Source organism: Streptomyces sp. NBC_01446 (genome assembly GCF_026340095.1).
In the GTDB taxonomy this organism is placed as follows: domain Bacteria; phylum Actinomycetota; class Actinomycetes; order Streptomycetales; family Streptomycetaceae; genus Streptomyces; species Streptomyces aureus.
In genome coordinates, this window is the sequence record NZ_JAPEPO010000001.1 from 6,135,785 (window position 1) to 6,155,358 (window position 19,574).

General features: G+C 72.1%; 23 protein-coding genes. 10 read left to right on the top strand and 13 right to left on the bottom strand.

What is annotated here, in order from left to right:
* Nucleotide 1: 1 nt before the first annotated feature.
* Nucleotides 2-841 (bottom strand): serine protease, encoded by an 840-nt coding sequence (locus OG456_RS27475; RefSeq protein WP_266565500.1) that lies wholly within the window; start codon nucleotides 839-841, stop codon nucleotides 2-4.
* A 221-nt stretch (nucleotides 842-1,062) separates the two neighbouring features.
* On the bottom strand, nucleotides 1,063-2,265 hold the full coding sequence (locus tag OG456_RS27480) for an IS110 family transposase (protein WP_266565502.1): 1,203 nt from the start codon (nucleotides 2,263-2,265) through the stop codon (nucleotides 1,063-1,065).
* A gap of 212 nt (nucleotides 2,266-2,477) precedes the next feature.
* On the opposite strand from OG456_RS27480, the gene OG456_RS27485 reads away from it, so the two are divergent.
* On the top strand, nucleotides 2,478-3,161 hold the full coding sequence (locus OG456_RS27485) for a DUF899 domain-containing protein (protein ID WP_266565504.1): 684 nt from the start codon (nucleotides 2,478-2,480) through the stop codon (nucleotides 3,159-3,161).
* Nucleotides 3,162-3,333: 172 nt separating this feature from the next.
* Nucleotides 3,334-3,513 carry a hypothetical protein gene (locus tag OG456_RS27490; RefSeq protein ID WP_266565506.1) on the top strand — a complete coding sequence of 60 codons (180 nt, stop codon included), beginning with the start codon at nucleotides 3,334-3,336 and terminating at the stop codon, nucleotides 3,511-3,513.
* Between the two features lie 19 nt (nucleotides 3,514-3,532).
* On the opposite strand, the gene OG456_RS27495 is transcribed toward OG456_RS27490, so the two are convergent.
* Together OG456_RS27495 and OG456_RS27500 are read right to left on the bottom strand one after the other, a co-directional pair.
* The gene (locus OG456_RS27495; protein ID WP_266565508.1) at nucleotides 3,533-3,985 is read right to left on the bottom strand and encodes a hypothetical protein; all 453 of its coding nucleotides are present in this window, start codon (nucleotides 3,983-3,985) and stop codon (nucleotides 3,533-3,535) included.
* Nucleotides 3,973-4,740, bottom strand: a complete 768-nt coding sequence (locus OG456_RS27500; RefSeq protein WP_266569452.1) for an ATP-binding protein — start codon at nucleotides 4,738-4,740, stop codon at nucleotides 3,973-3,975. The genes OG456_RS27495 and OG456_RS27500 overlap by 13 nt, the downstream gene beginning before the upstream one ends.
* 222 nt (nucleotides 4,741-4,962) lie before the next feature.
* Here OG456_RS27500 and OG456_RS27505 point away from each other — a divergent pair, with 222 nt between their 5' ends.
* Nucleotides 4,963-5,832 (top strand): helix-turn-helix transcriptional regulator, encoded by an 870-nt coding sequence (locus OG456_RS27505; protein WP_266565510.1) that lies wholly within the window; start codon nucleotides 4,963-4,965, stop codon nucleotides 5,830-5,832.
* The gene (locus tag OG456_RS27510) at nucleotides 5,833-6,105 is read left to right on the top strand and encodes a DUF397 domain-containing protein (protein WP_227294109.1); all 273 of its coding nucleotides are present in this window, start codon (nucleotides 5,833-5,835) and stop codon (nucleotides 6,103-6,105) included. It begins immediately after the preceding gene.
* A 64-nt stretch (nucleotides 6,106-6,169) separates the two neighbouring features.
* Here OG456_RS27510 and OG456_RS27515 read toward each other — a convergent pair whose 3' ends face one another.
* A complete protein-coding gene (locus OG456_RS27515; protein WP_266565513.1) occupies nucleotides 6,170-7,591 on the bottom strand; it encodes a PLP-dependent aminotransferase family protein in 1,422 nt (473 codons plus the stop codon).
* A gap of 47 nt (nucleotides 7,592-7,638) precedes the next feature.
* Between OG456_RS27515 and OG456_RS27520 the strand changes: the two genes are divergently transcribed.
* Nucleotides 7,639-8,139 (top strand): carboxymuconolactone decarboxylase family protein, encoded by a 501-nt coding sequence (locus tag OG456_RS27520; protein WP_266565515.1) that lies wholly within the window; start codon nucleotides 7,639-7,641, stop codon nucleotides 8,137-8,139.
* 25 nt (nucleotides 8,140-8,164) lie between these two features.
* Here OG456_RS27520 and OG456_RS27525 read toward each other — a convergent pair whose 3' ends face one another.
* The 3 genes from OG456_RS27525 to OG456_RS27535 all read right to left on the bottom strand — a co-directional run bounded on the left by OG456_RS27525 (nucleotide 8,165) and on the right by OG456_RS27535 (nucleotide 11,047).
* On the bottom strand, nucleotides 8,165-9,655 hold the full coding sequence (locus OG456_RS27525; RefSeq protein WP_266565517.1) for a glutamate synthase subunit beta: 1,491 nt from the start codon (nucleotides 9,653-9,655) through the stop codon (nucleotides 8,165-8,167).
* 92 nt (nucleotides 9,656-9,747) lie between these two features.
* Nucleotides 9,748-10,227 (bottom strand): DUF1772 domain-containing protein, encoded by a 480-nt coding sequence (locus OG456_RS27530; RefSeq protein ID WP_266565519.1) that lies wholly within the window; start codon nucleotides 10,225-10,227, stop codon nucleotides 9,748-9,750.
* Between the two features lie 97 nt (nucleotides 10,228-10,324).
* Nucleotides 10,325-11,047 (bottom strand): DUF2293 domain-containing protein, encoded by a 723-nt coding sequence (locus tag OG456_RS27535; protein WP_266565520.1) that lies wholly within the window; start codon nucleotides 11,045-11,047, stop codon nucleotides 10,325-10,327.
* Between the two features lie 83 nt (nucleotides 11,048-11,130).
* On the opposite strand from OG456_RS27535, the gene OG456_RS27540 reads away from it, so the two are divergent.
* Together OG456_RS27540 and OG456_RS27545 are read left to right on the top strand one after the other, a co-directional pair.
* Nucleotides 11,131-11,781 (top strand): uridine kinase, encoded by a 651-nt coding sequence (locus tag OG456_RS27540; protein ID WP_266565522.1) that lies wholly within the window; start codon nucleotides 11,131-11,133, stop codon nucleotides 11,779-11,781.
* A gap of 129 nt (nucleotides 11,782-11,910) precedes the next feature.
* The gene (locus OG456_RS27545) at nucleotides 11,911-12,330 is read left to right on the top strand and encodes a CBS domain-containing protein (protein WP_266565524.1); all 420 of its coding nucleotides are present in this window, start codon (nucleotides 11,911-11,913) and stop codon (nucleotides 12,328-12,330) included.
* A gap of 206 nt (nucleotides 12,331-12,536) precedes the next feature.
* Here the strand turns inward: OG456_RS27545 and OG456_RS27550 are convergent, their stop codons facing one another.
* A complete protein-coding gene (locus OG456_RS27550) occupies nucleotides 12,537-13,682 on the bottom strand; it encodes a magnesium and cobalt transport protein CorA (protein ID WP_266565526.1) in 1,146 nt (381 codons plus the stop codon).
* 165 nt (nucleotides 13,683-13,847) lie between these two features.
* Between OG456_RS27550 and OG456_RS27555 the strand changes: the two genes are divergently transcribed.
* The gene (locus OG456_RS27555) at nucleotides 13,848-14,645 is read left to right on the top strand and encodes a methyltransferase domain-containing protein (protein WP_266565528.1); all 798 of its coding nucleotides are present in this window, start codon (nucleotides 13,848-13,850) and stop codon (nucleotides 14,643-14,645) included.
* 21 nt (nucleotides 14,646-14,666) lie between these two features.
* On the opposite strand, the gene OG456_RS27560 is transcribed toward OG456_RS27555, so the two are convergent.
* Together OG456_RS27560 and OG456_RS27565 are read right to left on the bottom strand one after the other, a co-directional pair.
* Complete coding sequence (locus OG456_RS27560; RefSeq protein ID WP_323136359.1) at nucleotides 14,667-15,638, bottom strand: sugar kinase; 972 nt, start codon at nucleotides 15,636-15,638, stop codon at nucleotides 14,667-14,669.
* Nucleotides 15,635-16,540, bottom strand: coding sequence for a pseudouridine-5'-phosphate glycosidase (locus OG456_RS27565; protein ID WP_266565529.1), 906 nt, complete (start codon nucleotides 16,538-16,540; stop codon nucleotides 15,635-15,637). The genes OG456_RS27560 and OG456_RS27565 overlap by 4 nt, the downstream gene beginning before the upstream one ends.
* Nucleotides 16,541-16,681: 141 nt before the next feature.
* Here OG456_RS27565 and OG456_RS27570 point away from each other — a divergent pair, with 141 nt between their 5' ends.
* Nucleotides 16,682-17,116 carry a VOC family protein gene (locus tag OG456_RS27570; RefSeq protein WP_266569454.1) on the top strand — a complete coding sequence of 145 codons (435 nt, stop codon included), beginning with the start codon at nucleotides 16,682-16,684 and terminating at the stop codon, nucleotides 17,114-17,116.
* Nucleotides 17,117-17,161: 45 nt separating this feature from the next.
* Here the strand turns inward: OG456_RS27570 and OG456_RS27575 are convergent, their stop codons facing one another.
* On the bottom strand, nucleotides 17,162-17,461 hold the full coding sequence (locus tag OG456_RS27575; RefSeq protein WP_266565531.1) for a GlsB/YeaQ/YmgE family stress response membrane protein: 300 nt from the start codon (nucleotides 17,459-17,461) through the stop codon (nucleotides 17,162-17,164).
* Between the two features lie 150 nt (nucleotides 17,462-17,611).
* Between OG456_RS27575 and OG456_RS27580 the strand changes: the two genes are divergently transcribed.
* A complete protein-coding gene (locus tag OG456_RS27580) occupies nucleotides 17,612-17,977 on the top strand; it encodes a cupin domain-containing protein (RefSeq protein ID WP_266565533.1) in 366 nt (121 codons plus the stop codon).
* A gap of 48 nt (nucleotides 17,978-18,025) precedes the next feature.
* Here OG456_RS27580 and OG456_RS27585 read toward each other — a convergent pair whose 3' ends face one another.
* The gene (locus tag OG456_RS27585) at nucleotides 18,026-19,237 is read right to left on the bottom strand and encodes an MFS transporter (RefSeq protein ID WP_266569455.1); all 1,212 of its coding nucleotides are present in this window, start codon (nucleotides 19,235-19,237) and stop codon (nucleotides 18,026-18,028) included.
* Between the last annotated feature and the right edge of the window lie 337 nt (nucleotides 19,238-19,574).

A 19,574-nucleotide genomic window follows, 5' to 3' on the forward strand; every position in this document is an offset into this window, starting at 1 on the left:
GTTACGGCTTCGGGAGCTCGCAGCCCGCAGCGCTCAGGTCGATCTTGTTGCCGATCCCGACGCACGGCACGATCCCGTACGTCTCCTGCGCGTAGTTGATGCCCTTGCGGACCGTGACGGTGCCGTTCTCGTCGACCTCGCACGGGTTGTTGTCCGTGCAGCGGGCGCCGTCCTCGTTGCCCGTGTTGTTGACCGCGACGACCTTGCCGGACGCCTGGTCGACGACGGGGGAGCCCGAGGTGCCGCCGATCGTGTTGCACGTCGAGGTGTAGCGGACCGAGTCCTTCCAGGTCCACTCGCCCTCCTTGAGGCGGTACGCGAAGCCGTCGATGTTGCAGCTGTAGGTCTTCTTCCAGTAGCCGGACACGACCGTGATGGCCGTGCCCGCCGTGGGGTGCGAGGCCGACAGTTCGAGGGCCTTGATGCCGTACGAGCTCTCGATCTGCTCGTAGGTGCTGGTGAGTTGGTAGAGCGAGACGTCCGTGTCCGTCATCGTGCCGTACGCGATCTTGTCCGCGCGCAGCGTCGCGACCTTGCTGCCCGCGGAGTTGAGCAGGCTGAAGGTGCGGGACGACGGCTGGTCGACGACGACCTCGCCCGGGCCGGGGAAACCGCTCTCGAGGCAGTGCCCGTTGGACATGACCAGGGCCGGGTCCGTGGGCTGTGAGTCCGGCACGCGGACGACCGACCCGGAGCAGTTGCTGAGCGCCACCGTCCCGGCGAAGCTGACCGCCTTGGCCTTGGCCTTGACCTCGTGCTGGGCTCCGACTGCCGTGGCGGGCGCGGCTGTTGCTCCTATGAGGAGCAGGCCGAACACCGCACCGACGAGAGGCTTGTTCATGTGGGGGGTCCTCTCCCGTTGATTGCTGAAACCGACAACTACCGGTTTTGACATGTGCATTGTGGTGGTGTCGGCGTCAGCGGACAACAGTGCATGCTCAGCGAACACATCGGATCCCCCGGAAGGAGTGCGAAAGTTTTCCGCCGCCGAGCGATGAGTTCCGCGAAGACCCCCGGTCAACCACCTGAGGAGTACCGACCCGAGGAGTCTCAATGACGAAGTCAAGCCGCCTGTGTGACCGGTGGGGCGGAGGTGAAGATCCGTCCGTCACGCAGCAATGCCCAGAGCACGCCAGCTCGTCGGCGGGCCAGGGCGATGACGGCCTGAACGTGCTTGCAGCCCTCGCCGCGCTTCTTCAGGTAGAAGTCCCGGTTCGGCCCTTCGCGGACGATGCTGGACTGCGCGGACATGTAGAACACTCTGCGCAGGCGGCGGCTGTAGCGCTTGGGCCGGTGCAGGTTGCCGGTGCGCCGGCCAGAGTCACGCGGGACGGGCACCAGCCCGGCCGCCGAGGCGAGATGGCCGGCGTCGGCGTAGGCCGACAGGTCACCGGCGGCGACGATGAACTCGGCGCCGAGGATGGGGCCCATGCCGGGCAGGGACTCGATGATCTCTGCGTGCGGGTGGCTGCGGAACGTCTCCCGGATCTGCCGGTCGATCCGCTTCACGCGGTCGTCCAGGGCCAGGATCTGCCCTGCCAGGTCGGCGACGATCTGCGCGGCGACATCTTCGCCGGGCAGCACGGTCTGCTGGGCCTGCGCGGCTTCCAATGCGGCCCGGGCCACCATGTCGGCGCCGCGGACACTGCGGTTGGCCAGCCAGGCCGTCAGCCTTGCCCGGCCGCGTCGGCGGATCGCCGCCGGGGTCTGATAACCGGTCAGCAGCACCAGGGCGCCCTTGTGGGCGGAGTAGTCAAACGCCCGCTCCAGAGCAGGGAAGACGCCGGTCAGCACGTCCCGCAGGCGGTTGATCATCCGCACCCGGTCGGCCATCAGATCCGTGCGGTGCGCGGTCAGCAGCGCGAGGTCGGCGGCAAGCTGGGCGGGCACGTCGATCGCCGCGAAGTCGCCTCGGTGGCGGGCGGTTTCGGCGATGACGTAGGCATCCCTGGCGTCGGTCTTCGCCTCACCGCGGTAGGCGCCGGACATGCGGTTGACCGTGCGTCCGGGCACGTAGACGGCCCGCTGGTCGTGGGCTGCCAGCAGAGCCAGCAGCAGCGCGGAGGACGTGCCGGAGATGTCCACTGCCCAGTGCACTTGGCCGGCCAGGGCGAGGATCTCGCCGAGCGCGGTCAGGATCGCCGACTCGTCATTGTCGATCTTCTTCGACCACAGCGTGGCGCCGGTCTCGTCAACCACGGCTGCCCAGTGGTGGCCCTTGCCCGCGTCGACGCCAGCCCAGACCCGGGCTTTCCGCTCGTTCACTTGCCCCTCCTCGCACCGCTCGGCATGCCGTCGGCCCGAGGAACACCCCGCTGTCATCTCCGTAATCAGCGACCGCACGAAGCGCGCACATCTCAATCAGCAGCCAGGGCTCCCCGGAGAGCCGGGCGGCCACTCCTTGGAAGCCACTGAAGGCAAGAACCCATAAGCCACACCCGGCCCTCCCGGGCCGCCTAACAACTTACGGAGAATCCATGGGGCTGCCGAACGTCGTCACCCGCGAGGAGTGGCTCGGCGCGCGCCAAGAGCTGCTCGCCAGGGAGAAGGCGGCGACCCGCGCCCGCGACGCGCTCAACGCGCAGCGCCGCGAACTGCCCATGGTGGAGATCGAGAAGCTGTACGTGTTCGAGGGACCCGACGGCAAGGCGGAGCTCCTCGACCTGTTCGAGGGCCGCTCCCAGCTCATCGTCTACCACTTCATGTTCGGCCCGGACCAGGACGCGGGCTGCCCCAACTGCTCCGCGTTCCTCGACCAGATCGGGCACCTCTCCCATCTGCGCGCCAGGGGCACGGAGTTCGCGACCGTGTCGCGCGCCCCGTTCACCAAACTCCTGCCGTTCAAGGCCCGCATGGGCTGGACGGTGCCCTGGTACTCGTCGGCCACGAGCGACTTCAACCAGGACTTCGGCTTCGTGGCGGACGAAGGGCCCCGTGACCTGCCCGGCCTCAGCTGCTTCCTGCGTGACGGCGACCGGGTCTACCACACGTACTCCACGACGGGCCGGGGCCTCGACGGCATCGGCTCCACCACGAGCCTGCTCGACCTGACCGCGCTCGGCCGGCAGGAGGAGTGGGAGGAGCCGGCGGGGCGGGCGTCGGCGCTCGGGGTCCCGGCGGGCGGCGCACGCGTCCGCTATCACGACGAGTATCTGGACTGACGCGGCGGCAAGCCGGACTGCCGAGACGGTCCTCCGGTCCGCCGCAGCGGCGCCGCGCGTCTCAACTCGGTGTCATTGTCGTCACGTTGCGAGCCCTCGGGCGCCTCACGGGCGTTCTTCTCCGTAAGAACGCGCGGCAGCGTACGTACGACGACGGGGGCAGGGGTGCACGATGATCGACGGACGAGTGGTACTTGAACGCTTTCCCGCGGGGGGACCGCGCGGGTCATGGCCAGCCGAGGAGTTCGCGCGCGACCGGCGTCTGGAGGGTCAGCCCGCGGAGGTCGTCATGGACCTCGCGACGGACGCCTTCCTGGTGATCGTGCCGCGCGCGAAGGCTGTCGCGGGCTGATCCGGGTGGAGCGCGCGGTTCAGGCGGCGTCGGCCGCGCCGGCGCCGATATGGCGGGACCAGGCGGGCGTCGTGCCGGTGACCCGGCACAGCGCGAGATAGAGCGGGATCGGCGGGGTGTACGGGACGCTGCCGTCGGGCCGGTGGATGAGTCCGGGCGCGCGCCGCGCGTCCGGCACCAGCGCGCCGGTCGTGTAACTGGCCGGGGCTGGCCAGTCCAGGGCGACGTCCGAGTCCGAGGGAACGATCCACCACCAGCGGTCACCGTCGGCGTACACGCACCCCATGCGCGGCAGCCGCGCGACCATGGCGCGCCCGCAGGCCTCGGGGACCGCGACGGCGTCGCAGCCGAGCGGAGCGGTCATGCCGTCGGGGACGGTGAGTCTGGGCGGGGCGGTCCGCAGGATCTGCCGCTGCCGGGAGAACCGGACCAGCGAGTCGAGATCCCTCGTGCGCGTCGTCACCACACCCATCCGGCTCCCGCCCCTGTCCCCGTACCGGGGCCGGCGGACGGGCCGAAGCCGGTGCCGCTCCCCGTCTCGAACTCTGACTCGAACTGCTGTGTGTCGAAGGCGGGGCCCGATTCGGTGCCCGGTCCCATGTCGGGGGAGTGAGGTGCTCCGCCGGTGTGCGGTTCACCGCTGTGGTGCGGCCTGGGTATCCCATGGGGTCCCGCGACGGGGGAGTGTCCCTGGGTGGCGTTCGAGTCCTCCGCGCTGTCCGCGTCGCGTGCGAGCTCGGCCCACACGAGAAGTCCGGGGCCGGTCTCCTGCGCGCCCCACGCGGTGCTCACCGCCGCCACGAGCAGCAGGCCGCGCCCGTGCTCCTCCTCCGGCGCGACACGGCGGGCGGGATGTGGCTCGCCGGGGGCCCAGCCCTCGTCACGCACGGCTATCCGGACCCGGTCGTCAATGTCGTGGAGCTCGCACACTATGCGGCTGCTCGCCGTGTGGACGATCGCGTTCGTGACCAGTTCGGAGATCACCAGGGCGGCCGCGTCGCAGGTGTCGTCGCACACTGCCCAGCCGCTGAGGTGGGCGCGCGTCAGTTTCCGGGCCTGGGCGGCAGAACCCGGGTGGGGAGCCAGTTCGAAGCTGCTGCGGCGCACGGACGTGGCGCCGGAGCGCGCATCGGGTTCGTCACCGAGCGTAGCTTCGCCGACTTCTGTTCCTAACGGCACGGACGGAATCACGCTTGCCACTATCTCCCCGTCGTGAACACTTGGCAAGAGCCACTCTGAAAAGTGCAGAGTGCAGTGTGCTCGCGTGCCGAGCCATGGCACACTGCTGACGGCGATGTGCCGTACGGCGCCCGTCATGGCGAAAATGCCAACGATTTCAGGGAAGTTGCCCGGATTGACCGGGCGTCGGGGCAGTCCGGCTTCCCTCTGGGAGCGCGACCACACGCGCGACCGCAACAGGACCACAGGGACGACTGGGAGGTAGGGGGCGTGAGCGAACCGCGGTCCGCTCCCACCGTTGGCCAGGTCGTCCTCGGCCGGCGCCTCCAGGACCTGCGCGAACGCGCCGGGCTCAAGCGCGAGGAGGCCGCGAAAGTCCTGCGCGTCGCCCCCGCCACGGTCCGCCGCATGGAGATGGCCGAGGTCGGCCTGAAGATCCCGTACCTCCAGCTCCTCCTGAAGTCCTACGGCGTCACCGACGAAGAGGCGGAAGCCTTCGTCATACTCGCCGAAGAGGCCAACAAGCCCGGCTGGTGGCAGCGGTTCCACGACATCCTGCCCGGCTGGTTCTCGATGTACGTGAGCCTGGAGGGCGCCGCCAGCCTCATCCGGTCGTACGAGCCCCACTTCGTTCCCGGGCTCCTGCAGACCGAGGACTACGCGCGTGGCGTGCTGCGCTCCGGAGCCGTCGGCCGCGCCCTCGCGGAGGACCCCGACGTCGTCGAGCGGCATGTCGCGCTCCGGATGCAGCGCCAGGAGCTGATCACCCGCGAGGACGCCCCGCGCCTGTGGATGGTCATGGACGAGACCGCGCTGCGGCGCCCGGTCGGCGGCCCCGACGTGATGCGCGGCCAGATCGACCGGCTCCTCGAGGCCACGGAGCTGGCCAACGTGACACTGCAGATCGCCGAGTTCGCCGCCGGCCCGCACCCCGGTACGTACGGCCCCTTCGTGTTGTTCCGATTTGCCATGTCAGAACTGCCGGACATGGTCTACAGCGAGTACCTGACCGGCGCGGTCTATCTCGACGCGCGCCCCGAGGTGGCCACCCACCTCGAGGTCATGGACCGCATGGCGGCGCACGCCGCGACGGCACATCGCACAAAGGACATCCTCCGGGATCTCCGCAAGGAGCTGTGAATGGATCGGATCAAGGCCCGCATACGAGGTGTCGACGGGAAGGTCATCTACAACGGGATGCCCGCCCGCGACCTCGGCACCGAGGGCTGGCACAAGCCCTGGAGCGGCGGCAACGGGGGCAACTGCGTGGAAGCGATGAAGCTGGCCGACGGCCGGGTCGCGATGCGCCAGTCGGCCGACCCGGACGGCCCCGCCCTGATCTACACCCCGGGCGAGATCACCGCGTTCATCGAGGGCGCGAAGGCCGGGGCGGCGGACTTCCTGCTCTCGTGAGCGGACGGGGTGCGCGAGCCGTGGACCTGCCTTTCCGGCGGACCCGGCAACCGCTGTCGGGGTCTCAGTCCGGTGGCAGCACCCCGCACAGGGCGTCCAGCGCGGCGCCGTAGGCGTGGTCCGACGGCGTCGAGTAGCCCACCACCAGGCCGTCCGCGTGCGGCATCGTCGCCTCCGGGTGGCGGAACTCGGCGAGGCCGTCGAGGGCGACACCGCCCCACGCGGCGGCCTTGACCACGGACCGCTCGGTCCCCGGGGGCAGTCGCAGCACCGCGTGCAGCCCCGCCGCGATCCCGGTGACCGCCACCCCGGGCGCCCGCTCGGCGAGCGCCTCCACCAGGCGGTCCTGCCGCCCCCGGTACCGCTGCCGCATCCGCCGCACATGCCGGTCGTAGGACCCCGAGACCAGGAAGTCCGCGAGCGCCAGCTGGTCCGGCACGCTCGCCCACGCCTCCCGCTCGCCCTTCGCCACGACGACATCCCCCACCAGCCCCTGCGGCAGCACCATCCAGCCGAGCCGCAGCGCCGGGGACAGGCTCTTGCTGACCGAGCCGACATAGACCACCCGTTCGGGGTCGAGGCCCTGCACCGCGCCGACGGGCCTGCGGTCGTAGCGGAACTCGCCGTCGTAGTCGTCCTCCACGATCAGCCCGCCACGCGCGCGTGCCCAGTCGACGACCGCCGTACGCCGCTCGGCGTGCAGGGGGCCACCCGTGGGGAACTGGTGCGCGGGTGTGAGCAGCGCGGCCCTCGCCCGGCTCGCTCCAGCCGTCAACTCCCCGACGCGCGCGCCGTGTTCGTCGAGCGTCAGGGGCAACGTCCGTACGCCGGCGGCCGTCAGGATCTCGCGGTGGAAGTCGAGTCCGTACGACTCCACGGCGAGCGGTCCGCGCAGCACCCGGCCGTCGAACAGAAGACGCAGGGCGTGCGCGAAGCCGGAGCAGATCACGATGCGGTCCGGCTCCGTCCGTACCCCGCGCGCGCGGGCCAGATACTCCGTGAGCGCCTCACGCAGCTCGACGCGGCCCTGCGGATCGCCCGGCCCGAACGCCTCGTTCGGGGCGGCCTGCAGCGCTCGCCGGTACGCGGCCGCCCACTCCGCGCGGGGGAAGGACGACGCGTCGGCTGTGCCCTGGCGGAGGTCGTGGCGCGGCCCGTGCGTGCGGGCCGGGCCCTTCTTCGGGGTGCGGCCGGGCGCGGGCGGTCCCGCCCGCTCGGCGACGCGCGTTCCCGAGCCCTGGCGCGCGGTCAGCCAGCCCTCGGCGACGAGCTCCGCGTACGCGTCGGCGACCGTGTTGCGGGCGACGCCCAGGTCGGCGGCGAGCGAACGGTAGGGCGGCAGCCGGGTGCCCGGAGCGAGCCGCCCCGAGCGCACGGCGTCACGCAGCGCCCCCATGAGAGCGGCCCTGCGGCTGCCCGCACCGGACAGGTCCAGATGCAGGTCGGCGCCGATGCGCTCAGCGGAATTGACCCAAGAATCTGCCATGGATATGCACCCTACAAGAGGTCTATCCGGCCCGTAGATTCATGGTCATGACGACGAACACGATCACCACCGCGAACACCCACTCCCACGCCCACCCGGCCGGCCGCATCGACTTCGCGAAGGCCGCGCCGAAGGTCTTCCGCTCCCTGATCGGCTTCGACGCCGCCGCCCGCGAGGGCCTCGACCCGGCCCTGGTCGAGCTGATCCAGATCCGCGCCTCGCACCTCAACCGCTGCGCGTACTGCCTCCACATGCACACCAACGACGCGCGCAGGGCCGGCGAGAGCGAGGACCGGCTGCACATGGTGGCCGTGTGGCGCGAGGCTCGGCACTTCTTCAGCGCCCGGGAGTGCGCGGCACTCGCACTCACCGAGGCCGTCACGCTCGTCGCCGACGGCGGCGTGTCCGACGACGTCTACGCGGAGGCCGCGGCCCAGTTCGACGAGCAGGAGTTGGCGCACGTCCTGTCCCTGATCCTCACGATCAACACCTGGAACCGGATCGCCCTGTCGACCGGCAAGGTCGCGGGTACCGACGAGCGCAAGTGAACGACGAGCGCCGACCGGCGGCGGCTCAGGCCATCATCGGACGGTCGTACGGCCCGATCGGCGCGGGCAGCCGCGTGGAGCCGGTCAGCCAGTGGTCGACCGCGGCCGCGGCCGAGCGGCCCTCGGCGATCGCCCACACGATGAGCGACTGGCCGCGGGCCGCGTCCCCGGCCGCGAACACGCCGGGCACCGAGGTCGTGAACCGCGCGTCGCGGGCGAGCGTGCCGCGGCCCTCCACGGCCAGACCGAGCTGGCCGACCGGTCCGCCGGCGCCGCGCTCGGGCCCCGAGAAGCCGAGCGCGAGCAGCACCAGATCGGCGGGCAGCTCCCGGGACGTGCCCTCCCGGGGCCGCCGCGCCTCGTCGACCTCGACGAGATGCAGCGCCCTCACCCGGCCCCACTCGTCCCCCTCGAAACGCAGCGTGGACGCCGCGAACAGGCGCGCGTCGGCGTCCGCCGCGGGCGCGGTCCGCAGCTCGCCGGCCTCCTCGTGGGCGGCGGACAGCCGGTAGATCTTCGGATACGTCGGCCAGGGCTCGGCCAGCTCGTCGCGCTCGGCGCCCGGCTGCCCGTAGATGTCCAGCTGCGTGACGGACGCGGCGCCCTCGCGCACCGCCGTGCCCAGGCAGTCGGCGCCGGTGTCGCCGCCGCCGACGATCACGACGTGCTTGCCCGCGGCCGACAGAGGGGAGGCGTCGATGTCGCCCTCGCACACGCGGTTGGCCAGCGGCAGATACTCCATCGCCTGCACGACCCCGGTCAACTCCCGCCCTGGTACGTCCAGTTCGCGCCAAGCTGTGGCGCCGACCGCGAGGACCACCGCGTCATAGCGCGACCGCAGCTCGGCCGCGCCGATGTCGCGACCGACCTCCGTCGACGTACGAAAACGCACCCCCTCGTCCCTCAACTGCGCCAGCCTGCGGTCCAGATGGCGCTTCTCCATCTTGAAAGCGGGGATGCCGTAGCGCATCAGGCCGCCCGGGCGGTCGTCCCGCTCGAAGACCGCGACCGTGTGCCCCGCGCGGGTGAGCTGCTGGGCGGCCGCGAGCCCCGCCGGGCCCGAGCCGACCACGGCGACCGTGGCACCGGACAGCCGGTCGGGCGGCTTGGGCGGGGCGAGACCGTCCTGCCAGGCGCGGTCGGCGATGGCGACCTCCACGTTCTTGATGGTCACGGCCGGCTGGTTGATCGCCAGGACACAGCCCGCCTCGCACGGGGCGGGGCACAGGCGCCCGGTGAACTCGGGAAAGTTGTTCGTGGCGTGCAGCCGGTCGCTCGCCGCCCGCCAGTCGTCCCGCGACACGAGTTCGTTCCACTCCGGGATCAGGTTCCCGAGCGGACACGCTTCGTGACAGAAGGGGACGCCACAGTCCATGCAGCGGTCGGCCTGCGCCTCGATGATCGGCAGGAGCGCCCCGGGGACGTACACCTCGGCCCAGTCACGGACCCGCTCCTGGACAGGGCGGCGCGGCCAGTCCTGCCGGGGGGTGGTGAGAAAGCCCTTGGGGTCGGCCATGGCCGTCTCCCTTGCCGTGTCCTTCTCGCCACAATACGTCCGTTTCCCTCGGTGTGCAGGGGCGCCGGCAGGGGTGCGGCAGACGCGAAGGCTCAGGTCAGGGCGAGGATGAACGAGATCGCTGCGGCCAGCGACGCACCACCCCTGATGTGGTTCCACATCAGCCACCCGGACACGTACGTACGCCACGGTCCCGCGCTGTCCGGCGCCTCGGGGTCGAGCTTCGCGAGCGCGTCGTTGCGCGGGATGTTCGCGGCGACGGTCACCCCGAACGCGCCGACGAGCTGGAGCGCGCTGCCGAGCAGCAGTGCCACGGTGCCCTGCTCCGGCCAGAGCACGAACGTCACGACGGCGAGCACCACGCACAGCGCCGCGGCTCCCAGGAACACCACCATGAACGCCGGACCGACCGCGGCCACGTTGATCGCCTGCATCGCCGCGATCCCCTGCGCGGGCGGCAGCGCCGCGAGCCCCTTCATCACGAAGGTCGAGAACGCGATGAAGACGCCCGCCGACACCCCGCAGGCGAGCGCGCCCAGGACGGTGAGCACGAAGTACGGTCCCTCGATCATCACAACTCCCCCTGCCGGCGATGCCGTTGGCGTCGCGGTCCGGTCAAGATCCTGCCGCACGGAGGGGACGGCCGCCACCGTGCGGCGTACACCCTTCTCACGATTCCCGCGCGCGCCACGCAGCCAGGACGGCCTCCACCGGTACCTCGATTCTCCGCCTGGCCTCGCCCCGCCGGACTCCGCTCATCAGCAACGCGTCGTACGCGGTCTCCGTGTGCCGCACCGCCGCCCGCACCGCCGCCGTCACCGCGGCCCGCGACAGGGCGCGGCCCGCCGCGCTGCGCCCCACCCGGCCGCTGCCGCGCAGGGACGCGTGGGCCGCGATCGCCTCCGCCCGGTCCGGCGGGCAGCCGGGGAAGAGCAGCAGGATCTCCCGCGCGAACGCGGCCGTGAACGTCGCGTCCTGCGCCGCCCTGCGCGCCGCGTCCCGTGCCCGGCGCCTGGCCCGCGCGTCCGCGTCCGCAAGGCACCGCTCCTCGGCGCGGGCCAGCGCCTCCTCCTCCACGAGGACGCCCTGGCGCTCGTAACGGCCGCGCCGCCGATGGAAGCGCACGACCACCGCCGACAGTGAACTGCCTTCCCTGGCACGGCGGGTGAGCGCCCAGTCGCCACGCGGCAGATACACGAGATGCCCGAGGTCGGCGCAGTCGAGGCACCGCGGCGCCCCGTCCTCCAGGGTCAGCAGGTCCAGCGGTTCCCGGCGGCACTCCGCGCACTGCCGGCGCTTGAGCGGCTGCACGACGACCGGCCCGCCGAGCCCGGTGTGCGGCGAGGGAGTCCGGCGGTGAGCAGCCCGGTCGGGCCGGGCCTCGGCGGTCATACGCGGTTCATTCCCCGCGTGCGGGCGAGAACGCGTCGCGGGGGTACGGGTCCCCTCGGATCCTGGCCGGCGTGCGAGGCATCATGAGGCGCGTGCGACTCGAAGCGATCACCTGGGAACGGCTCGGCGACGCCCTCGCCGAGCGGCTGCTCGAACTCAAGCCGGGCGACGGGAGTCCGTGGCCCCGTATCGCCGTCGACGGCCCGCCGGCCGCCCGGCCCGGTGACCTCGCCGCGCTGGTCGGGGAGGCGCTGCGGGTGCGCGGACGCCCCTCGCTCGCCGTGGACACGGGCGGATTCTTGCGGCCCGCCTCGCTGCGCTTCGAGTACGGGCGCGAGGACGTGGAGGCGTACTACAGCGGCTGGTTCGACACGGCCGCGCTATGTCGCGAGGTCTTCGAGCCGCTTGAACCCGGCGGCACGGGACGCGTCCTGCCGGATCTGTGGGACCCGTCGGCCGACCGCGCGACACGCAGCGCCTACGTCGAACTGCCGCCCGGCGGCGTCCTGTTGCTGCACGGGCCGCTGCTCATGGGGCACTGGTTCCCCTTCGACCTGACCGTGCACCTGAAGCTGTCGCCGGGCGCGCTGCGACGGCGTACGCCCGAGGGCGAGCAGTGGACGCTGCCGGCCTTCGAGCGCTACGAGAACGAGACGGACCCGGCCGGCACGGCGGACGTGGTCGTACGGGCCGACGACCCCCGGCATCCGGCCTGGGGCGGGCTGCCCTCGTGACGGGCGCGCTCACCTGTCGGTGCGGGTCCGGTCCCAGATGCGGGCCCAAGGCGGGGCAGGAAGAATGAAGGGCGCCGGGACCTGCGGCGCCACCGTGCCGCGCCGGCCACCGGCACCGGGAGGTACCCCATGACCACCGCCGGAGACATCATGCACCGCGGTGCGCAGTGGATCCCCGCTCACGAGACCCTGGACCGCGCAGCGCAGCTCATGCGGCAGCTGAACGTGGGCGCGCTGCCCATCAGCGACGAGAACGAACGCCTCTGCGGGATTCTCACGGACCGCGACATCGTGGTCGGCTGCGTGGCGATGGGCCACGACCCCTCCAAGATCACCGCGGGTGACCTCGCGCAGGGGACGCCCCGCTGGATCGACTCGGGCGCCGACGTCGACGAGGTCCTTCAGGAGATGCAGGGCCACCAGATCCGCCGGCTCCCCGTCATCGAGGACAAGCGCCTCGTCGGCATGATCAGCGAGGCCGACCTCGCGGCGCACCTGTCCGACGACCAGATGTCGGCCTGGGTCGAGAGCGTCTACGCCAGGAGCTGACCCTGGAGGGCACGATCCGGCGGGCCGCTTCCCTAGGAGCGGCCCGCCACCACGTGGTGCGGCCTGCCGCCAGGTAGGCACGGTCTGCTACCACGTAGAACGGTCCGCCACCACGTAGTACGGCTCGCCACCACGTAGGTACGGCCTGCTACCACGTGGGCACGGCCTGCCGCCACGTAGAACAGCCCGCCGTCCGTCCTGCGGGCTCAGAGCCACCCGTTGCGGCGGAAGGCGCGGTGCAGGACGAAACAGATGCTCGCGATCACGCCCAGGAACAGCGGGTACCCGAACTGCCAGTGCAACTCCGGCATGTGGTCGAAGTTCATTCCGTACACGCCGCAGCCCATCGTCGGCACGGCCACGACCGCGGCCCAGGCCGTGATCTTGCGCATGTCCTCGTTCTGAGCGACCGTCACCTGCGCGAGATGGGCCTGAAGGATCGAGTTCAGCAACTCGTCGAAGGCCGCTATCTGTTCGGCGGCCCTCAGCAGATGGTCCGAGACGTCCCGGAAGTACGCCTGTATCTCCGGCGCCACCACCTGGAAGGGGCGGCCCGCGAGCTCCTCTATCGGCCGGGCGAGCGGCACCACGGCCCGCTTCAGCTCGAGCAGCTCACGCTTGAGCTGGTAGATCCGGCCCGGGTCGGCGCGCGCCCCGTCCTCGGTGAACACATCCGTCTCGACCTGGTCGATGTCCGACTGGACGGCGTCGATCACGGTGAGATAGTCGTCCACCACGTGGTCGGCGATCGCGTGCAGCACGGCGGCCGGGCCCTTGGCGAGCTGCCCCGGGTCCGCCTCCAGGCCCTCGCGCACCGGGCCGAGCGAGCCGTGCCTGCCGTGCCGCACGGTGATCACGAAGTCCCTGCCGATGAACACCATGATCTCGCCGGTGTCGACGACCTCGCTGGTCGCGGTCAGCTCCGCGTGCTCCACGTAACAGACGGTCTTGAACACGGCGAACAGCGTCTGGCCGTACCGCTCGACCTTCGGCCGCTGGTGCGCGTGCACCGCGTCCTCGACGGCCAGCGGGTGCAGGTCGAACAGCTCGGCGATGTCCGCGAACTCCAGCTCCGTCGGCTCGTGCAGCCCCAGCCAGACGAAGCCGTCGTCGGACTTGCGGACCCGGTCGACCGCGTCCACCAGATCGCGCCCGGCCTGCTCGCGGACCCCGTCCCGGTACGTCACGCACTTGACGACCGCCGAACCCAGCGGCGAGCGGGAGGGGTGGCTGAGGTCGACGCGGGGGTGCCGCCGCGCCAGACGCGCCACTCTTCTCAGGCCTCCGACCTTGCGCAGGTCGGACACCTTCCGGAGATCTCCGACCTTCCGCAGGTTGCCTGCCATCGACATGCGGGGCTCCTCGCGCGGCTTGACGTCGTGTTTCGGTGACTCGGCGGGCCAGTCTGCCAGCTCATGGCGACGACGCCCACGGCCCCTGGGGGAACGGAACGCTCCCCTTCGGAACGCGTGGAACCGCTTCCCGGGACCGGGCCGGACAACTGGGATGATCGCGGCATGACGCGACCCGAGGGCTATCTCCTGGACAACCGGCAGCAAGAGGCGGGCCGGCGCTTCGACGCCTTCTCGACCCTCTTCGACCCCACGACGTTCCGGCACATCGAACGGCTCGGCATCGGCCCCGGCTGGCGCTGCTGGGAGGTCGGCGCGGGCGGCACCTCCGTGGTCTCCTGGCTCGCCAAGAAGGTCGGCACCACCGGGAAGGTTCTCGCGACCGACATCGACACCACGTGGCAGACGTCCGCCGCCCGTTCCCCCGTCGAGGTCCGCCGTCACGACGTGGCCGCCGACGAGCCGCCCACCGAGGGATTCGACCTGGTCCACGCCCGGCTCGTCCTGGTCCATGTGCCGGACAGGGAGCGGGCGTTGAAGTCCATGCTGCGCGCGCTGCGGCCGGGCGGACGGCTGCTCGTCGAGGACGCCGACCCCGCACTCCAGCCGCTGGCCTGCCCCGACGAGCACGGCCCCGCCGAGGAGCTGGCGAACCGGCTGCGCCGTGGCTTCCGCGAGCTGCTCGCGGAGCGCGGCGCCGACCTCTCGTACGGCCGCAGGCTGCCGAGGCTGCTGCGGGAGGCCGGCCTGGACCAGGTGGAGGCCGACGCGTACTTCCCGCTGGCGTCCGAGGCGTGCGGGGCCCTGGAGACGGCCACGTTCCAGCAGATCCGCGAATCCCTGGTCCGCGCGGGGCACGCCACGGACGAGGAGATCGACCGCCACCTGGCCGACGTCGCGACCGGCACGATGGACCTGGCGACGGCACCGCTGATCTCGGCGTGGGGGCGGAAGCGGGCCTGAGGCTCCTGCCCTTGGCGGGGGTCATGGGCCCGGGTCGCTCTCGGAGGAGGGGTCCGGGTCTTCTCCCGCGGAGGTTACGGGGCCGGGTAGCTCTCGGCGCGGCGGAGGTCGGCCGCCCACCCGCGCCACCGCTAGTGCCCCCGCGCGGCATCCCTCCGTCGCCGCCTGTGGTGGCCCCACGCCCCGCAGCCATGCGGCGAGGAACGCGCCGGTGAACGCGTCGCCCGCCCCGGTGGAGTCCCGCGCCACCGCCGACACCGACGGCACGCGCGCGCGTACTGCCCCGCCCTGCGCCACCACCGCTCCCGCGGCCCCCGACGTGACGACGACCAGCGGGAACCGTCCGCTGAGCTTCGCCGCCGCGTCCTCCGCGCCCCCGGCACCGCTCAGCAGCTCCGCCTCGTCCCGGCTGGGCAGCAGGACCTCCACGCCCTCCGCGAGCGCCAGGAACCGGTCGGGTCCCAGCCCTGTGAGGAAGCCGGCCGACGCGGGATCGACACTCACCGGCACCCCACGCGCGCATGCCGAGCGCAGCGCCGCCGCGACCAAGGCGCGCCCCTCGGCCGAGAAGAAGAGATACCCGGACAGATGCAGCCACGCGACCCCGTCGAGCAGGTCCGTGGACCAGTCGGCGGGGGAGAGGCGCAGCGAGGCCCCGCTGTCCGTGAGGAACGTCCGCTCTGCGCCGGCTCCCGTGTCGACCAGTGAGATCACCGTGCCGGTCGCCGCCTCGGGGTCGACGGTGAGCAGGGGACGCACCCCCGCGCGCGTGAGCGCCTCCTCGTGCCAGGCCACCGAGTCGGCGCCGACCCGCCCGAGCAACGCCACATCGGAACAGCTCGAATAGGCCGCCCAGCACGCCACGTTCGCCCCCGCGCCACCCGGCAGCGTACGGATCTCCGCCGCCGTGTCCGTGCCCGCCGCGAGCGGGGCGTCGTGCCGGGCCACGATGTCCGTGACGACGTCCCCGACGACCAGGAGGGTTCCGCTCACGCCCGCGCCCAGGCCGCCGCGATGCGCGCCGCGAGCCGTACGTTGCCGCGTACCGCCGCGAGGTTGGCCTCCAGCGAGGCGCCGTCCGTGTGCCGAACCAGGTGGTCCAGGAGGAACGGCGTGACCGCCTGCCCCGTGATGCCCTCCGCGTCGCACGCCCGCAGCGCATCGTCGAGCACGCGCGCGTGGAGCGCGGGATCGAGCTGCTCCGCCTCGGGCACCGGGTTCGCCACGATCAGCGCGGCCTCGGGCCCGCCCAGCGCGTCCTGAGCCCGCATCACCTCGGCCACCTGGGCCGGATCGCCCAGCGTCCAGTCGACCGGATGGCCCGAGTCGGAGAGGTAGAAGCCCGGGAAGCGGCCGGTCCCGTACCCGGCCACCGACACACCCAGGGTCTCCAGCCGCTGAAGGGTCGCCGGTACGTCCAGGATCGACTTGACGCCCGCGCACACCACGGTGATCCGCGTCCGCGCGAGCAGCCCGAGGTCCGCCGACTCGTCCTGCGTCTCGGTCCACCGCCGGTGCACGCCGCCGAGCCCACCCGTCGCGAACACCCGCACCCCCGCGCGCGCCGCGAGCAGCGCCGTCGCCGACACGGTCGTCGCCCCGCTCGCCCCCGTCGCCACGGCGAGCGGCAGATCACGGTGGCTCAGCTTGCGGATGCCGTCCTCCGTCGCGACCCGCTCCAACTGGCCCTTGTCCAGGCCGACATGGGGCCGTCCGTCCAGAACGGCGATCGTCGCGGGCACCGCGCCCTCGGCGCGCACCAGCTCTTCGAGTTCGAGCGCCACCCGCAGATTGCGCGGGCGCGGCAGCCCGTGCGCGATGATCGTCGACTCCAGGGCCACGACCGGCCTGCCCGCGGCCACCGCTTCCCGCACCTCATCGGACACCAGCACCACGCGCCTGCCTCCTGCCTGTCGGGTCTCCCCTCATCCATGGCGAGCGGCGCGCACGCCCAAACCCCCGCGGTATGACGGTGAACACTTGCGGCGGGACGGCAGGCCGAGCAGCCTGAGCGCATGACGGACAACTCTGAGCGCATGACGGACAACACGGCACGCCTCGACCATGTCGTCCTCTGGGTCAGCGACCCGGTGGCCGCGGCGCACTTCTACGAACAGGCGGTCGGCCTCGAACCTCTCAGGGTCGCCGAGTTCAAGGAGGGCGCGGTTTCGTTCCCCTCGGTGCGGGTCAACGAGGAGACCATCCTCGACCTCGCGCCGCTGACGACGGCGCCCCGTATGAACATGGTGCCGGGCGGCGGCAAGAGCGCCGGTCACCCTGTCAACCATGTGTGCATCGCCCTCACTGAAGCTGGCTACGACAGCCTGCGTGCCCGTCTCGAGGAGCGCGAGGTGCCGGTCTCGGACCACGGCCGTCACTCGTACGGCGCCCGCGGCCCGGCCGTCCGCAGCTTCTACTTCCGCGACCCCGACGGGAACGTCTTCGAAGCGCGCTATTACGAAGAGGGCTGAGGCCCGATGACTGGTGCGGGGCCCTGCTCGTGCGGGGGTTGGTGTTCAGCGGTGTGCGCGGCCCCATGAGCGGCGCCGCGACCGGCCGCCCGTCCGGCCACGGTCGAGCAGTGCCACACCCAGGGCGGCCAAGCCGATCTGGATCAGCCACTCCACCCAGTCGATCCCCTTGGTGTCCGCGACACCGATGCCCGCGGCGATGGCCGAGCCGAGCAGCGCGGCCACGATGCCGACGACGACCGTCGCCAGGATGCCGATGCGCTGACGGCCCGGCAGAGCGAGCCGGCCCAGGACACCGATGACGATGCCGATCACGATCGCGCTGATGACGCCGGAAATCTCCATGTCCCCACGACTCCCTAGAACCCGGGCACGCGGCGCCCAGGACGTTGTCTCCAGGTCTCTTCCCCTTGACGAGCCGTCCAGTCCGGGCCGCGACCGAGGTACGGGTCGTCCAGTGAACAGAGAGGTCCGCGCTGCCTAGAGTGACCGTTCATGACCACGAACGATCAGACCACTGCTTCTTTTGCCGTACACATCCCGGACGTTGCACTCGAACCGGAGCCCCTCGATCCGGAGCAGATCGTCTCGGGCGACCCCGTCGTCACGGGCAAGGTGCTCTGGGAGTCCGCCGACGGCAAGCAACTGCGGGGCATCTGGCAGATCACGCCGGGCGTGGTCACGGACACCGAGGCGAACGAGCTGTTCGTGGTCGTCTCCGGCCGCGCCACGGTCGAGGTCGAGGGCGGGCAGACCCTGGAGGTGGGCCCCGGCGACGCGGCGGTACTGCGCGAGGGCGACCGTACGACGTGGACCGTGCACGAGACCCTGCGGAAGGCGTACCACATCACGCTGCCCTGACCGGCGTCATGTCGGCCGCGGTCACCGGCCGGGGCACGCCCGCCCTGATCACCTGGTCGTGGGCCGCCGGCCGAAGAGGGTGAGCGCGGCGAGCGGCAGCAGGAGGCAGGCCGCGGCCAGGTTGAGCCAGGCGTAGCTCGCCGTCGCGACGACCAGGCCCGCGGCCGCGCCGCCGACGCCGGCCGCTGTGTTCATGGTCAGGTCGGACAGGCCCTGTGCGGCGGCGCGCGCGGCTTGCGGCACCGAGTCGGTCAGCAGGGCCGAACCGGAGACGAGGCCCGCGGACCAGCCGAGCCCCAGGACGAACAGGCCCGCGGCGGTCTGCCCGTGGCTGCCGCCCGCCGTGCCCGCGAGCAGCGCCGCACAGGCGAGCAGACCCACGGCGAGGCCGATCACGGAGAGCCGCCCGAGCCGGTCCGACAGCCGTCCCATCACCGGCGAGAACGCGTACATGCCCGCGATGTGTCCGCTGATGACGAGGCCGATGAGGTCGATGCTCGCACCGTGACGGCCGAGGTCGACCGGCGTCATCGACATGATCGACACCATCGCGGTGTGCGAGACGGCGACGGTCACGAGGGCGAGCCGGGCACGCGGCGACGCGGCGACCGCGGCGAACCCCGCCCTGATCGACCGCGCTCCGGCCGACTTCTCCTCCTCGGGAGCCAGGGCGCGGGCGGTCAGGAGCGGGTCGGGACGCAGCAGGACCTGCACCATGACGGCCGAGACGAGGAAGACCCCGGCCGCCCACAGGAAGGGCCCCGCCGCCGCGGGGATGCCGAGCCCGGAGACGCTGCGGCCCGCGGGCGCCGCGATGTTGGGCCCGAGCACCGCGCCGATCGTGGTGGCCCACACGACGTTCGAGATCGCCCGCGCCCGGCGCTGCGGCTCGGCCAGATCGGCGGCGGCGAACCGCGCCTGGAGATTGGCCGACGAGGCGGCGCCGAACCCGGCCATGCCGACGAGCAGCAGCGGGAAGCTCCCCACCGCGGCGGCCAGCACGACGACCCCGGCTCCCAGGGCGCCGATCAGATACGCGAGGACGAGCCCGGGCCGCCGCCCTCGCGCCGTCATCAGGGCGGCGAGCGGAACGGACAGGAGGGCAGTCCCGGCGACTGTCGCGGTCGGTGCGAGCCCGGACAGTGCCTCGTCCCCGCTGACCTGCTTGGCGAGCACGGCGGCGAGCGCGATGCCGGTGGCGACACCGAGCCCGCCGAGTATCTGGCTCGCGACGAGCACGGCGGTGACACGGCGGCGCAGCCCGGCCAGGTCCTCGGGCGTCACGGGGACGGAAGGCCGGCGGCGTGCGGTGGAATCGGGTATGAGCACCGGCGCAGTGTGCCAGCCGGCACCCACCCGCGAACACCGGGCATCCCCGCGCGGCCCGGCGCCGGCCCGGCGCCCGGAGCTCAAAACGGTGGCTCCCGTGCCACGGGAACAGCAGCGCCCGCGCCTCTGAACAGCCGCTCCTGTGCCTCGGGAACGGCCGCTCCCGCGCCTAGGAACAGCCGCTGCTGTGCCTCCGGAACAGCCCCTCCTGTGCCTCGCCTCGGGAACAGCCCCTCCTGCGCCTCGGGAACAGCCGCTCCCGCGCCTC